Genomic DNA, 12,144 nt, shown 5'->3' with positions numbered 1-12,144 from the left:
GTAACGCGCCGCCGCCCGGCGGCCCCACGAAAGGCGACCGCCATGCCGACCCTCGGTTCCGCGCACCTCCGCCTCGCCCGCCCGTCCCGCGATCTGGCCGCCGCCGGCCGGTTCTGGCGGGACGGGCTGGGCCTGCACGAGCTCCACCGCCACACCGCGGAGGCGGGCGAGCACTCCCTCCTGATGCTGGGCCGGCCGGACGCCTCCTGGCACCTGGAACTGACCCTCGACCCGACGGGCGCGCTCCGCCCGACCCCCACGCCCGACGACCTCCTCGTCATCTACCTGGGCGGGCCGGTCCCCGACGACCTTCTCGCCCGGTTGGAGCGCTGCGGCGGCACCCGCGTCCCGGCCCACAACCCCTACTGGGACACCTGGGGCGTCACCGTCGAGGACCCCGACGGCTACCGCCTGGTCCTGTGCACCCGGGAATGGAACAACGCGCGGGTGCTGGCGGGGTCCTGAACCGCCTTGCAGGGGACGGGGGTTGGCCGTCCCCGGGGCGCCTCTGACGGATCTCCGCCGGCGTCGGATGCGCGTACCCCAGTACCAGGCGCACCCGCCGGTCCTTCGTGGTGGCGCCGGGTGTGGCCGGCGCCGCTCGCCGCCGTCGGGATGCTCGGCTTCGACCTCGCGGTCCTGGCCGCCGAGCGGACCGCGGACCCGAACGGGACCGGGCCCCAAGCGCCGAACCTGCCGCGGCACCGGAGCGCCGCACCGAGCCGGCCACGGGGAAGACGCCACCGCACCGCCCCTGACGAGACGAAGGCAACACCCCGGGGCGGCCGGCGGGTTGCCGTTTTCGCTGGACAACGCGGCGTTCGCCCGCTGGGATGGAACGGTGCCGACCGAACCCGCCGACGACGCCACCACGGTCTTCGAGGACCACCGCCCGCTGCTCCAGTCCGTGGCCTACCGCATGCTCGGCCGGGTGGCCGACGCCGAGGACGTGGTCCAGGACGCCTGGCTGCGCTGGTTCGCCGTCGACCGGGCGGAGGTGCGCGAACCGCGCGCCTATCTGGTGCGGATCACCACCCGGTTGGCCATCGACCGGCTCCGGCAGGTCCGGTCGCGCCGTGAGTCCTACGTGGGGCCCTGGCTGCCCGAACCCCTCGCCACCGATGTGCTGGCCCCCGAGCGGCCGGTCCCGGACGGTGCCGAGCGCGCGGTGTTCGCCGAGACGGTCACCTTCGGCGTCCTCGTCGTGCTGGAGGCGCTCTCCCCGCTGGAGCGCGCGGTGTTCGTGCTGCGCGAGGCGTTCGGCTACCCGTACGCGGAGATCGCCGCCGTCCTGGAGCGCAGCGAGGCCGCGGTGCGCCAACTGGCCGGCCGGGCCCGGCGGCACGTGGCGGAGGGTACTCCGCGGTTCGACGTCGACCCCGAGCAGCAGCGGGAGTTGACCGAGCGGTTCCTGTCCGCCGCCACCGGGGGCGACCTGGAGGGGCTGCTCGCCATGCTCGCGGACGACGCCCGGCTGGTGGGGGACAGCGGCGGCAAGGCCAAGGCGCCGCTGCGGATCGTCGAGACCGCCGACAAGGTCGCCCGCTTCCTCATCGGCGTCCTGCGCACCTCCCCGGCGGACCTGGAACTCGACTTCCGCGAGCTCAATGGCGGGATGGGGCTGGTCGTCCGTGCCGGCGGCGCTCCGGACTCGGTCTTCCAACTCGGCATCAGGGACGGCCGGATCGACACGGTCTACATCATCCGCAACCCGGACAAGCTGGTGTCACTCGCCGGCTAGCCGGGCCGCGGCCCGCAGGCCGCTCCGCGGGCTCGACAGCACGGGCACCTCGCGGCCGGGCCGCCCGTCGGCCGGGAGGTGTTCCGCGGCGGGTGCCATGGACGCCTGCGCCAGGACGAGGACGTCGGCCCGGCCGGAGTCCCGCTCCCGCCGGGCCGCGTCTGCCACCGCCGCGAGATAGCCGGCCCGGTCGCCGGCCTCGAACCGCTCCCAGGCACCCGGGACGAGCACCTGGTGCACCCGCGCCGGGCGTCCGGCCCTGCGGGCCTCCTCGGCGATCAGTTCCGTGGTGGGCGCCAGGGTGCTCTCCAGCGCGGCGAGGACCGCGATCCGGGGGCCGGCGGCGACGGCCGCCGCGGCCATCGGCCGGTCCACCCGCAGCACCGGCAGGCCGGCCGCCGGCCCGGCCGCCTCGGCCACCGGGCCGAGCGTCGAGCAGGTGCACAGCACCGCCCGGGCCCCGGCGCGCGCCGCCTCGCCGAGCGCCTCGGCGACCTCCTCCGCCACCCCGTCGGGCCCCGACTCCCGGGCCCCCGCCAGGAGTTCGGGCCGGACCAGGTGCCGTAGCGGCAGTCCGGGGGCGTCGGCGTCGCGCAGGGCGTCGAAGACGGGGACATGGACCGGCGAGGTGTGCAGCAGGGCGAGCATGCCCGGGAGCCTAACGCCGGCACATGGCGCAGCGGACGGCCGGCGGCCTGGTGAAGAGGCGGTGAGCGGGGCGCAAAGGATAAGGGATTGGTCTTGACCAAGGATGGGGGCAGTCATATCGTCGAGATACTGCAACAACCTTTAATAAAGAAGCGCGCATTATTCGGGCCCGCTGGGGCCCAGATGTCACTGAGCCCGTTGGGCCCATATGTCACCGCGCCCGCTGGGCCCACATGTCACCGCGCCCGTCGGGGCCGGGTGGCACCGGGTCCGTCCGGGCTCGCGCGCGATGGGGCCCGTCCGCGGGCCCTCACGTCATCAGCACCGGGTCCGCACGGCGGGCCCGCGGCCTCGGGGGGTGGGGATCACGCAGCTCGAAACGGCTCCGGAGCCCAAGTACTGGCATCTCAAGACCGTGCTCAGCGAGGCGCTGGACAAGGAGTTCGCGGTCGGTGAGATCCTGCCCAACGAGCGGGATCTGGCGGCGCGGTTCGGCGTCGCCCGGGCCACGCTCCGGCAGGCGCTGGAACAGCTCGAGCTGGAGGGCAGACTCCAGCGCCGCCGCGGTGTCGGCACCACCGTCGCGCCGCCCCGGGTCGGCGTGGCCGTCGACCCCGCCCGCCACACCTGGCCCGGCGCCGCCGGCGACGACTGGCAGCCGGTCGACGCCGGCGAGGCCGACGCGGTGCCCACCGCGGTGGCCCGCCTGTTGGAGACCGCCCCCGGCGAGGCGGTCCACCTCGTGCGCCGCAGCCGCGTCTCGGCGGGCCAGCCGGTCGCCGCCGAACTGCTCTACGTCCGGGCCGACGCGGTGCCCGGCTGCATCGAGGTCACGCCCGTCGACCCCGCCGCCCGTGCCCGCGCGGTGCTGCTCGCCCTCCAGGGCCTCGACCTGGACGGCCAGGACCGCACCGTCGAACTGGGCTCGGCCCGCGCCGAGGACGCCAGGCAACTGGACCGGCTGCCCGGCGCACCCGTCCTCGTCGTCACCACCCGCTACGTCTCCCAGGGGCGGGCCGTCGCCGTCGCGGTCTCCACCTACCGCGCCGACACCTGCCGGCTCACCTTCGGGGAGCGCGAGACGGAACCGCTCCTCGCGAGCTGACCGGGAACGGCACCGCGTACGGGCCCGCACCGGGGCGCTCCCGGTGCGGGCCCGTACGCCGTCCACCGCCCGGCCCGGGGCGCGCGGTTCACCGCCGCGCGGTCACCGTCCCGTCCACCGCGAAGAGTTCGCCCTCCACGTGGTCCAGCGCCAGCCGCAGCGCACCGGTGGCGATCGCGGCCTGCCCCAGCTGCGAGAGGACCACCTCCGGCGGGCGCAGGCAGTAGCGCGCCAACTCCCGTCGCAGCGGCGTCAGGACGCCCGCCAGACCGGACGCCCAGCCGCCGACCACGACCCGTTCCGGATCGAGGGCCAGCACCAGTGCGGCGACGTCGTGCACCAGCCGCTGAAGGAAGCGGTCCACCGCCTCCTGGGCCTGGGCGTCCCCGTCCCTGGCCGCCGCGAACACCGTCGCCACCTGCGCCTCGTCCAAGGGGTGCAGCGGCTCACCGGTCGTCGACAGCAGCTTTTCGGGCGTCGCCTCCCGGCCCAGGAGGTGCAGTGCGCCGATCTCCCCGGCCGCGCCGCCGAACCCGCGGTACAACCGCCCGCCGATCAACGCCCCGGCGCCCGGGCTCAGCCCCGCGAGGACGAACACCACGTCGTCGGAGCCGGCGGCGGCACCCTGCCAATGCTCGGCCACCGCGGCCGCGTTGGCGTCGTTCTCCACCAGCACCGGGCAGCGGAACGAGCGGCGCAGCCGCTCGCCGAGCGGCAGTCCGGTCCAGCCGGGCAGCGCGGTGCCCAGCCGCACCGTGCCGTCGGCCTCCACGATGCCGGGACTTGCCACCCCGACCGCCCGCAGCGAACTGCGGGCCACGCCCGCCCGGCGCAGCAGATCGGACACCACGGCCCGGACTCGCTCCAGCCGTTCGCCGGCCGCCGCGGTCTCGGCCACGTCGCGCTGCGCGGAGCCCAGCAGCTGCCCACTGAGGTCGGCGAGGACCACCGCGACCCGGTGCGGCCCGATCTCGATGCCCAGCAGGTGCCCGGCCTCGGTACGGAAGCGGAACCGGCGGGCCGGCCGGCCCTGGCGCCGGATCTCGCCGTCCTCGGCGGGGGCCTCGGCCACCAGCCCGGTCTCGATGAGCCCCTCGATGACGCCCTCGACCGTCGGCCGGGACAGGCCGGTCATCTGGACGAGATCGGTGAGCGTGGGGGAGTCCGCGGCGCGCAACGCGTGCAGCACCACCGCGGAGTTGATCCGTCGCAGCAGAGAGGGGTCCCCGCCGGTGAGCCGACCCAACGTCCGTCTCCTCGCCTCGCCTGTCTGGCGGATCGTAGCCGGTCAGCGGGTGTGCGGCGAGCCCTGTGGACCGGCTCCCGAGGGCCCGGCGGCGGTGCTGCGGAGGTGCCCGGCGCCGTCAATTGTCAGACCCTGCCGGTTTACTGACGGTATGACGCCCGAACCGACCGGCAGCGAGCAGTCCCGTCCGACGATCCCGGCGCCCCGGGCCCCCGCGGGGTCCGCCGGGGCTCCGCCCACCGCACCGCACGGGCCCGAGCCGTCCGGCGGCGCGTCCACCGCGCTCGCCCGGCTCGACGCGTTGACGGCCCGTCCGTTCCCGGAGCGGAGGGCGGCCACCGCGGCAGGCGAGAGCGGACCGGGCTTCCATGTGGCGCGGCTGTGGCGGAGCGGACCGCTGTGGGACGCGGATCCGGCCGATGCCGCCGCGGCCCGTGCGCAGTGCACGGACCAACTCGCCGCGCTGGTCGCGGTGGTGTCCTTACGCTGGGGCGAGCCCGTCGTCCACGATCTGACCGACGCGCTGGAGCGCGGCGCGCAGGGGTTGCCCGTCCCGGCTCCGCTGGACGTGCTGTGCGCCCTGGTACCGCGGGTGTACGCCTGGGGCGACGGCGGTCGCTGGATCGCGGTGGGCGCCGGGCCGTTGGAGCCCGGGCAGCCGCGCCAGGTCCTGGGCGCGGTGGCGGCGCGACCGCCGGGCCGGGTCATACGCATGCCCTGGGGAGGCGCTTTCTGATCGTCCGCTCGATCGGCCCGGTGGAGAGGCTCTTGGGGGATGCCCCTGGGACGCGGACGCGTGGTGAAGGGGGCGTTGCCGGGCCGCCTTCGCGAGGCGTCGGCCCAGGGCGTCGGGGGCACGCGGAGGTTGTCGTCCCGGCGGCGGTGGGGCCGCCCCGCCGGAGGAGGCTCCACCGCCGCGGTCTGTCGGGTGGTTAGCCGTGGGCGCTGATCACGCCGCCGGTGCTGAGCACGATGTACACGCCGTTGGCGTCGACCCCGGTGTCGTGCCCCTTGGTCTCCAGCGTGGCGTTCACCGAGCCGTCGTGGCCGATGATCTGGGCGCGGTACCGCAGTTCGCCGACCTTCGTGACCTTGGCGGTCCAGCCGCCCGCGAGCTTGAAGGTGCCCGGTCCCTGGTGTCCACCGCCCATCCAGGAGTGGACCTGGCCGCCCATGGTGAGCACGACGAACATGTCGTTGGCGTCGAGCCCGGCGTCGGCTTCCTCCCCCGTCGTCTCCAGCGTGGCCAGGACCGAACCGCGGCTGATGATCTTGGCGCGGTAGCGCTGGGCGCCGAGGTCGTAGATCTCGGCCTTGCTGCCGTCCGCCAGGGTCTGGGTGCGGATCGGGGATGCCGTCGTGCCCGTGCCGGCGTGCGAGCCGCTCGACTGCTTCCCCGTGGCGCTCGCCTTGGTGCCCGCCTTGTCACCGGAGCCCGCCTTGTCACCGGAGCCCTGGGCGCCGGCGGAGGAGCCCGCGCCGCTGGACTCGACGGTGGCCGCGCTGGTGTCCGTGTGGCCCGCGGACTTCGCGCCGCCGGCGTCCGAGCCGGAGCAGGCGGTCAGGGTCAGGGCGGCGGCTGCGGTCAGGGCCGCCGCGGCAACGTGCAGGGTACGGCGGCGAGCGGTGCGGACGGCGGCGCTGGAGTGCATTTCAGGTCCCCCCGGGACAGTTGGTGACGTGGTCTCCTTGGTAGGTCACCCACTCTGATCGGGGCCGCTATCGCGGGACTGCCGCTCCTCTAACATCCGGCTAACGCGGGTGAGCTGGAAGGGCGCGCACGTTGCCGGTCTCCGTCACGTACGCGGACCGGGCGGCAATGGGGGCGGCGTGCGGGATCGACGTCCGTGCCCACAGCTGACGGAACAGACCATTCTGTGTCGCCACAGCGCTACTGGCGAAGCACTACTGGAGAAGCGCTACCGGAGAAGCACCACCGGGGCCTGTCCGATGGCTGCCGCGGGGCAGACTCATCGGACAGGCCCCAGGGCCACGGCGCGCACGCGGCGGGCACCCGCCGCGGGCCGTGCCCGCCGCCCGTCAGGACTCGGTGAACGCCGCCGTCCGCAGCCGCCCGTACTCCTCCGCCATGGTCGCGAGCGTCCAATGGGCGTTCAGGCCACTGGGGTTGGGCAGTGCCCAGATGCGGGTGGCGCCCAGGGTGCGTTCCTGGGGGCCGATCGCGGCGTGCTTGTCGCCGAAGGCGACGCGGTAGGCGGTGACCCCGGCGACCGCGAGCCAGTGCGGCTGGAGCCGGGCCACCTTCTCGGCCAGCAGCCGGCCGCCCTCGCGGTACTCCTGCGCGGTCAGTTCGTCGGCCCGGGCGGTCGGCCGGGCCACGACGTTGGTGATGCCCAGCCCGTGGTCGAGCAGTTCGGCCTGCTCGGCGGGGTGGAACTGCCGGGGGGTGAAGCCGGCGGCGTGCAGCACGGGCCAGAAGCGGTTGCCGGGGCGGGCGAAGTGGTGCCCGGTGACCGCCGTCATCAGCCCGGGGTTGATCCCGCAGAACAGCACCCGCAGTCCGCCCGCGACCACGTCCGGGACGACGCGGTCGCGAGCGGCCTCCAGTTCCTCAGGGGTGAAGCGCACGTCAGGCCCCGGTCAGAGGATCGCGCCAGGGGCGTAGGCGGCGGCCTCGGGGTGCTGCTCGGCGATCGCGTCGATCCGGGCGACCACCGCCGCCACCTGGTCGGCGGCCGCGCCGGTGAAGGACAGCTTGTCGGCCATCAGCTCGGCCAACTGCGCCTTGTCCAGCGGGATTCGGGCGTCCGCGGCGAGCTTGTCGAGGAGCTCGTTGCGCTCGGCGCCCTGCTCGCGCATGGCCAGTGCCGAGGCGACCGCGTTCTCCTTGATCGCCTCGTGCGCCTCCTCGCGGCCCACCCCGGCCCGCACCGCGCCCATGAGGACCTTGGTGGTGGCCAGGAAGGGCAGGTAGCGGTCGAGTTCGCGGGCGACCACGGCGGGGAACGCGCCGAACTCGTCCAGCACGGTCAGGAACGTCTCCAGCAGGCCGTCCAGCGCGAAGAAGGCGTCCGGCAGCGCGACGCGGCGGACCACGGAGCAGGAGACGTCGCCCTCGTTCCACTGGTCGCCGGCGAGTTCGCCGGTCATCGAGGCGTAGCCGCGCAGGATCACCATGAGGCCGTTGACGCGCTCGCAGGAGCGGGTGTTCATCTTGTGCGGCATCGCCGAGGAGCCGACCTGGCCGGGCTTGAAGCCCTCGGTCACCAGCTCGTGCCCGGCCATCAGCCGGATCGTCTTGGCCAGCGACGACGGCGCGGCGGCCAGCTGCACCAGCGCGGTCACCACCTCGTAGTCCAGCGACCGGGGGTAGACCTGGCCGACGGAGGTGAACGCCTGCCCGAAGCCGAGGTGGGCGGCGATCCGCTGCTCCAGCTCGGCGAGCTTGCCGGCGTCCCCGCCGAGCAGGTCGAGCATGTCCTGGGCGGTGCCGACCGGGCCCTTGATGCCGCGCAGCGGGTAACGGGAGAGCAGCTCCTCGGTCCGTGCGAAGGCGACCAGCAGTTCGTCGGCGGCGGTCGCGAAGCGCTTGCCGAGGGTGGTGGCCTGCGCGGCGACGTTGTGCGAGCGGCCGGCCATGACCAGCTCGGAGTTCTGGGCGGCCAGCGAGGCCAGGCGCGTCAGCACCGCGACGGTGCGGTCCCGCACCAGCTCCAGCGAGAGCCGCACCTGCAACTGCTCGACGTTCTCGGTCAGATCCCGGGAGGTCATGCCCTTGTGGATCTGCTCGTGCCCGGCCAGGGCGTTGAACTCCTCGATGCGGGCCTTGACGTCGTGCCGGGTGACCTTCTCCCGCTCGGCGATCGAGGCCAGGTCGACGGTCTCCAGCACGCGCTCGTAGTCGGCCAGCGCCTGCTCGGGGACCTCCACTCCCAGGTCCTTCTGGGCGCGCAGCACCGCGAGCCACAGCTTTCGTTCCAGCTTGACCTTGTACTCGGGGGACCACAGCACGGCCAGCTCCGCGGAGGCGTAGCGGCCGGCCAGGACATTGGGGATGCGAGGCTTCGCAGACACAGCAGTCACGTGGTCAGAGTCTACTGGCGGTTTGCGCAGGCCAGCGCCCCGGTCCCGGCTGTGCTTTCCTACAGGTCCAGCCCGAGGGCCGGCGCCCCGCGCCTCCGCTCACCGCCGCCCGCGATCCTGCGGTGGCGGCCGTCGCGCCGCGGCGCTGTGCTGCAGCCGCGGCGCGCCCTCGTCGGCACGCGCGGTCCCGTGCCGTCAGCTCTCGTCGTCCTCCGCGGTGCGCTCGCCCTCCGCCTGGGACGGCTGGGTGCGCATCGTCTCGGGGTGGCGCGGCTCGTTGGGATCCCGGTCCTCGTCCAGCCGCTCGCCCTCGGCCTGTGACGGAGTCGTGTACTCGTCGTACTGGCTCATGGCCGCCTCCGCACGATCGGAACGTATGCGTGCACAACGAGCGTATCGCGCGAAAGGGGCGACGGCCCGGGCCGGCCGGACCTCACGCCCCGACCGTGCGCCAGCCTGTCACGGGGCCGGGGTCGGCGTGGTCCGCCGGGGTGATCCAGAAGGCCCTGCCGAGGGCGGCGCTGAACTGGGCGCCGGTCCGGCCGTCCCCCGACGAGCGTCCGGTGAGCCGGCGGCCGATCCACGGGCCCAGGTGCTCGCGGGCGAACCGCAGGTCGGCGGTGCGCCGGGCGGCCCAGCCCGGCGGTATCGCGGCCGGCAGCGGGGTGTCCCAGTCCGACTCGGCGGGCAGGCCCAGGGTCTGCCAGACGGCCTCGGCGACGCGGCGGTGTCCCTCGGCGTTCAGATGCAGCCGGTCCTCCGCCCACATCTGCGGATCGGCCAGTGCCCGGGAGGCGTAGAGGTCCACGACCAGCGCGCCGTGCCGGGCGGCCAGTTCGTCGATGTGCGCGAACAGCTGCTCCATCCGCGGCCGGAACCGCTCCAGCACCGGTCCGCGGCGTCCCGGGCTGCGCATCAGCACCAACTGTCCGCCGCCGCGCACCAGCAGGTCGGCGCACTCCGTCAGCCGCGCGCAGACCCGGGCCACGTCGCATGTGGGGCGCAGGACGTCGTTGAGCCCGCCGACCAGGGTCACCAGGTCCGCGCCCATCGAGGCGGCCGGGCCGCACTGCTCGTCGGCGATCTGGTCGATGAGCTTGCCGCGCACCGCGAGGTTGGCGTATCGGAAGCCGGGTGTCCGGGCCGCCAGGCGGGCCGCGAGCAGGTCCGCCCAGCCCCGGTAGGAGCCGTCGGGGAGGCCGTCGGACATCCCCTCGGTGAAGCTGTCGCCGACCGCGACGAAACTGTTGTATTGCGCATTCGTCTCCATGGCGCGGTGATCCTATCCCGCGGTGTACGGTCGACAGCGGCCGGAGTGCCGGTCGCGACGAGGCAGGGAAAGGCACAGGTGGGCGTGGGATGAGTCCTCGGCGGAGCACCGATCCCGAGGCGGCGACGTTCACCGAGCGGGCCCGGCGGCAGCAGCTGATCGACTGCACCATCGACCTGATCTCCACCCGCGGCTTCCCGTCGACCTCGTTGTCCGCGATCGCGGAGCGGGCCGGGGTCTCCAAGGCCGCGGTGCTCTACCACTTCTCCTCGAAGGACAACCTCACCCGCGCGGCGCTGACCCAGGTGCTGGAGCAGTTCGGCGCCTATGTCCGCGAGCGGGTGGAGCGGGCCGGTGACCCGCCGGCCGCGGTCGTCGCCTATGTGCACGCGATGATCGGCTACCAGCGGGACAATCGCCGCCAGGTCCGGTTGATCACCGAGATGCTGCTCGACGACCACGGTGGCACCCGGCTCAAGACGCCCGGCTCGCACGACACCTACGACCGCTGGCAGAGCCTTGCCGCGCTGCTGGCGGAGGGGCAACGGGCCGGCGCGCTGCGGGAGTTCGACCCCCGCACGGTGGCGCTGGCGATCGGCGGCGCGATCGACGGGGTGATCGGGCACTGGCTCGCCCACCCGGACCTCGATCTGGACGCCGCCGCCGCGGAGTTGGAGACCTTCACCCTCAACGCGGTGGCGCGCTCAGCGTCGTAGCGCGCCGGTGCCCGCCCTGGCGAAGTCCGGGGTCGGCTCGGGCCGGAAGCCGATGCCGCCGAGGTAGCCGGTGACGGTCCGCAGTGCGGGCACCCGCCGCAGCAGCCTCATCGGGACCGGGAGTCGATCCCCGTGGAGCGTGCCGTCCAGCGCGGACCGGATCAAGGCGTGCTCGCTCTGCTGCGACTTCTGCACCATCGCCATCGGCCACTCCCGCCGCCGCTGGACCCGGGCCAGGTCGTCGCTGCCGACCGTCCCCAGGCGCAGCGGCCCGGCCAGGATCCGGGCGGCGGCCACCGCGTCCTGGAGGGCGAGGTTGACGCCGACCCCGCCGACCGGCGACATGGTGTGCGCGGCGTCCCCCAGGCACAGCAGGCCGGGCCGGTGCCAGCGCCGCAGCCGCCCGAAGGTCACGTCCAGCAGCTTGACGTCGTCCCAGGAGCCGATGGTGCCGGTCACCTCGTCGCCCCAGCCGAACAGCGCGCCCAGCCGGTCCCGCAGCCACTGGATGTCGTGACGGCGCAGGGCGGCGTCCTGGCCCTTGCCGATCAGGTAGGACGTCTGGAAGTAGGTGCCGCGGTCCATGGTGACGGCGGCCTGGCCGCCGCCGAACCGGCCGAAGACCCGGCCCTCCTTGAGGGCGTCGGCCGGGGCGTCCACCCGGATCTGCCAGACGTCCATCGGGACGTCGAAGTACCGCTGCCGCATGCCGGCCGTCTCGCGGATCTTTGAGTCCCGGCCGTCGCAGGCGAAGGTCAGGCCCGCGGCCAGCTCCCCGGCCTCGCCGTGTTCGTCGACGTAGGTCACCCCGGTCACCCGGCCGCCCTCGGTGCGCAGTCCGGTGGCCCGGGTGCGCATCCGCAGGGTGAAGGCGGGTTCCTCGGCGGCGGCGCGGGCGATCAGGTTGAGGAAGTCCCACTGCGGGACCATGGCGAAGTACTTGTGGCGGCCGGGGATGCGCCGCATGTCGGCCATCACCACGGTGGTGTCGCCGATCTGGGTCCGCATCTCCTCCAGTTTGGGGAAGGGCAGCTTGGCGAACTCCTCGCCGAGGCCGAGGTCGTCCAGCAGGTTCAGGGTGGACGGATGGACGGTGTCGCCGCGGAAGTCGCGGAGGAAGTCGCCGTGCTTCTCCAGGACGGTGACCTCGATGCCGGCCCTGGCCAGCAGCAGTCCGAGCATCATGCCGGCCGGGCCCCCGCCCACCACGCAGCATGTCGTGCGGTCCATGGTGTCTCCCCCTCGTCGCGTTGCGCGTACGGATGCGCGACCGGGCCGTCGCGGTGGCGGTGCGCCACGCGACTGACCGATCGGTTAGCAATCTAACCGATCGGTCAGTGGTGGTGTTCAGGGGGTCGTTCCGTCGCGGCGGGA

At 74.2% G+C, this 12,144-nt stretch carries 13 protein-coding genes; 5 read left to right on the top strand and 8 right to left on the bottom strand.

Annotated features, from left to right (window positions below):
* Nucleotides 1-42: 42 nt before the first annotated feature.
* Nucleotides 43-465: a VOC family protein gene (locus ACIQE0_RS30055; protein ID WP_402338161.1), complete on the top strand. Its 423-nt coding sequence runs from the start codon at nt 43-45 to the stop codon at nt 463-465.
* Nucleotides 466-841: 376 nt separating this feature from the next.
* On the top strand, nt 842-1,741 hold the full coding sequence (gene sigJ / locus ACIQE0_RS30050; RefSeq protein ID WP_402338158.1) for an RNA polymerase sigma factor SigJ: 900 nt from the start codon (nt 842-844) through the stop codon (nt 1,739-1,741).
* Here the strand turns inward: sigJ and ACIQE0_RS30045 are convergent.
* Nucleotides 1,727-2,389: an aspartate/glutamate racemase family protein gene (locus tag ACIQE0_RS30045; protein ID WP_402338155.1), complete on the bottom strand. Its 663-nt coding sequence runs from the start codon at nt 2,387-2,389 to the stop codon at nt 1,727-1,729. The two genes, sigJ and ACIQE0_RS30045, sit on opposite strands and share 15 nt — an antisense overlap.
* A gap of 358 nt (nt 2,390-2,747) precedes the next feature.
* Between ACIQE0_RS30045 and ACIQE0_RS30040 the strand changes: the two genes are divergently transcribed.
* A complete protein-coding gene (locus ACIQE0_RS30040) occupies nt 2,748-3,494 on the top strand; it encodes a GntR family transcriptional regulator (RefSeq protein ID WP_384093042.1) in 747 nt (248 codons plus the stop codon).
* A gap of 88 nt (nt 3,495-3,582) precedes the next feature.
* Here ACIQE0_RS30040 and ACIQE0_RS30035 read toward each other — a convergent pair whose 3' ends face one another.
* The gene (locus ACIQE0_RS30035) at nt 3,583-4,740 is read right to left on the bottom strand and encodes an ROK family transcriptional regulator (protein ID WP_366336713.1); all 1,158 of its coding nucleotides are present in this window, start codon (nt 4,738-4,740) and stop codon (nt 3,583-3,585) included.
* A 151-nt stretch (nt 4,741-4,891) separates the two neighbouring features.
* Between ACIQE0_RS30035 and ACIQE0_RS30030 the strand changes: the two genes are divergently transcribed.
* Complete coding sequence (locus tag ACIQE0_RS30030; RefSeq protein ID WP_402338150.1) at nt 4,892-5,476, top strand: hypothetical protein; 585 nt, start codon at nt 4,892-4,894, stop codon at nt 5,474-5,476.
* Between the two features lie 196 nt (nt 5,477-5,672).
* Here ACIQE0_RS30030 and ACIQE0_RS30025 read toward each other — a convergent pair whose 3' ends face one another.
* The 5 genes from ACIQE0_RS30025 to ACIQE0_RS30005 all read right to left on the bottom strand — a co-directional run bounded on the left by ACIQE0_RS30025 (nt 5,673) and on the right by ACIQE0_RS30005 (nt 10,054).
* Nucleotides 5,673-6,392 (bottom strand): hypothetical protein, encoded by a 720-nt coding sequence (locus tag ACIQE0_RS30025; RefSeq protein WP_402338147.1) that lies wholly within the window; start codon nt 6,390-6,392, stop codon nt 5,673-5,675.
* Nucleotides 6,393-6,780: 388 nt separating this feature from the next.
* Nucleotides 6,781-7,329 carry a G/U mismatch-specific DNA glycosylase gene (gene mug / locus ACIQE0_RS30020; protein ID WP_402338144.1) on the bottom strand — a complete coding sequence of 183 codons (549 nt, stop codon included), beginning with the start codon at nt 7,327-7,329 and terminating at the stop codon, nt 6,781-6,783.
* A gap of 12 nt (nt 7,330-7,341) precedes the next feature.
* Nucleotides 7,342-8,775 (bottom strand): adenylosuccinate lyase, encoded by a 1,434-nt coding sequence (gene purB / locus ACIQE0_RS30015; RefSeq protein ID WP_366336794.1) that lies wholly within the window; start codon nt 8,773-8,775, stop codon nt 7,342-7,344.
* Between the two features lie 204 nt (nt 8,776-8,979).
* Complete coding sequence (locus tag ACIQE0_RS30010; protein ID WP_366336721.1) at nt 8,980-9,135, bottom strand: hypothetical protein; 156 nt, start codon at nt 9,133-9,135, stop codon at nt 8,980-8,982.
* Between the two features lie 82 nt (nt 9,136-9,217).
* On the bottom strand, nt 9,218-10,054 hold the full coding sequence (locus tag ACIQE0_RS30005; RefSeq protein WP_402338140.1) for an SGNH/GDSL hydrolase family protein: 837 nt from the start codon (nt 10,052-10,054) through the stop codon (nt 9,218-9,220).
* An 89-nt stretch (nt 10,055-10,143) separates the two neighbouring features.
* On the opposite strand from ACIQE0_RS30005, the gene ACIQE0_RS30000 reads away from it, so the two are divergent.
* The gene (locus ACIQE0_RS30000; protein WP_402338137.1) at nt 10,144-10,770 is read left to right on the top strand and encodes a TetR/AcrR family transcriptional regulator; all 627 of its coding nucleotides are present in this window, start codon (nt 10,144-10,146) and stop codon (nt 10,768-10,770) included.
* Here the strand turns inward: ACIQE0_RS30000 and ACIQE0_RS29995 are convergent.
* Nucleotides 10,759-12,000 (bottom strand): FAD-dependent oxidoreductase, encoded by a 1,242-nt coding sequence (locus ACIQE0_RS29995; RefSeq protein WP_402338134.1) that lies wholly within the window; start codon nt 11,998-12,000, stop codon nt 10,759-10,761. The two genes, ACIQE0_RS30000 and ACIQE0_RS29995, sit on opposite strands and share 12 nt — an antisense overlap.
* Between the last annotated feature and the right edge of the window lie 144 nt (nt 12,001-12,144).

The sequence above is a fragment of the Streptomyces sp. NPDC093097 genome (assembly GCF_044754325.1).
GTDB lineage: Bacteria > Actinomycetota > Actinomycetes > Streptomycetales > Streptomycetaceae > Streptomyces.
The sequence above is the reverse complement of the archived record's forward strand: the minus strand, read 5'-3'. Positions and strand labels throughout refer to the sequence as shown.

Coding starts and splice junctions, on each gene's coding strand:
- ACIQE0_RS30055 (WP_402338161.1), top strand. CDS start 43: ATGCCGACCCTCGGTTCCGCGCACCTCCGCCTCGCCCGCCCGTCCCGC.
- ACIQE0_RS30045 (WP_402338155.1), bottom strand. CDS start 2,389: ATGCTCGCCCTGCTGCACACCTCGCCGGTCCATGTCCCCGTCTTCGAC.
- ACIQE0_RS30030 (WP_402338150.1), top strand. CDS start 4,892: ATGACGCCCGAACCGACCGGCAGCGAGCAGTCCCGTCCGACGATCCCG.
- ACIQE0_RS30025 (WP_402338147.1), bottom strand. CDS start 6,392: ATGCACTCCAGCGCCGCCGTCCGCACCGCTCGCCGCCGTACCCTGCAC.
- ACIQE0_RS30010 (WP_366336721.1), bottom strand. CDS start 9,135: ATGAGCCAGTACGACGAGTACACGACTCCGTCACAGGCCGAGGGCGAG.
- ACIQE0_RS30005 (WP_402338140.1), bottom strand. CDS start 10,054: ATGGAGACGAATGCGCAATACAACAGTTTCGTCGCGGTCGGCGACAGC.
- ACIQE0_RS30000 (WP_402338137.1), top strand. CDS start 10,144: ATGAGTCCTCGGCGGAGCACCGATCCCGAGGCGGCGACGTTCACCGAG.
- ACIQE0_RS29995 (WP_402338134.1), bottom strand. CDS start 12,000: ATGGACCGCACGACATGCTGCGTGGTGGGCGGGGGCCCGGCCGGCATG.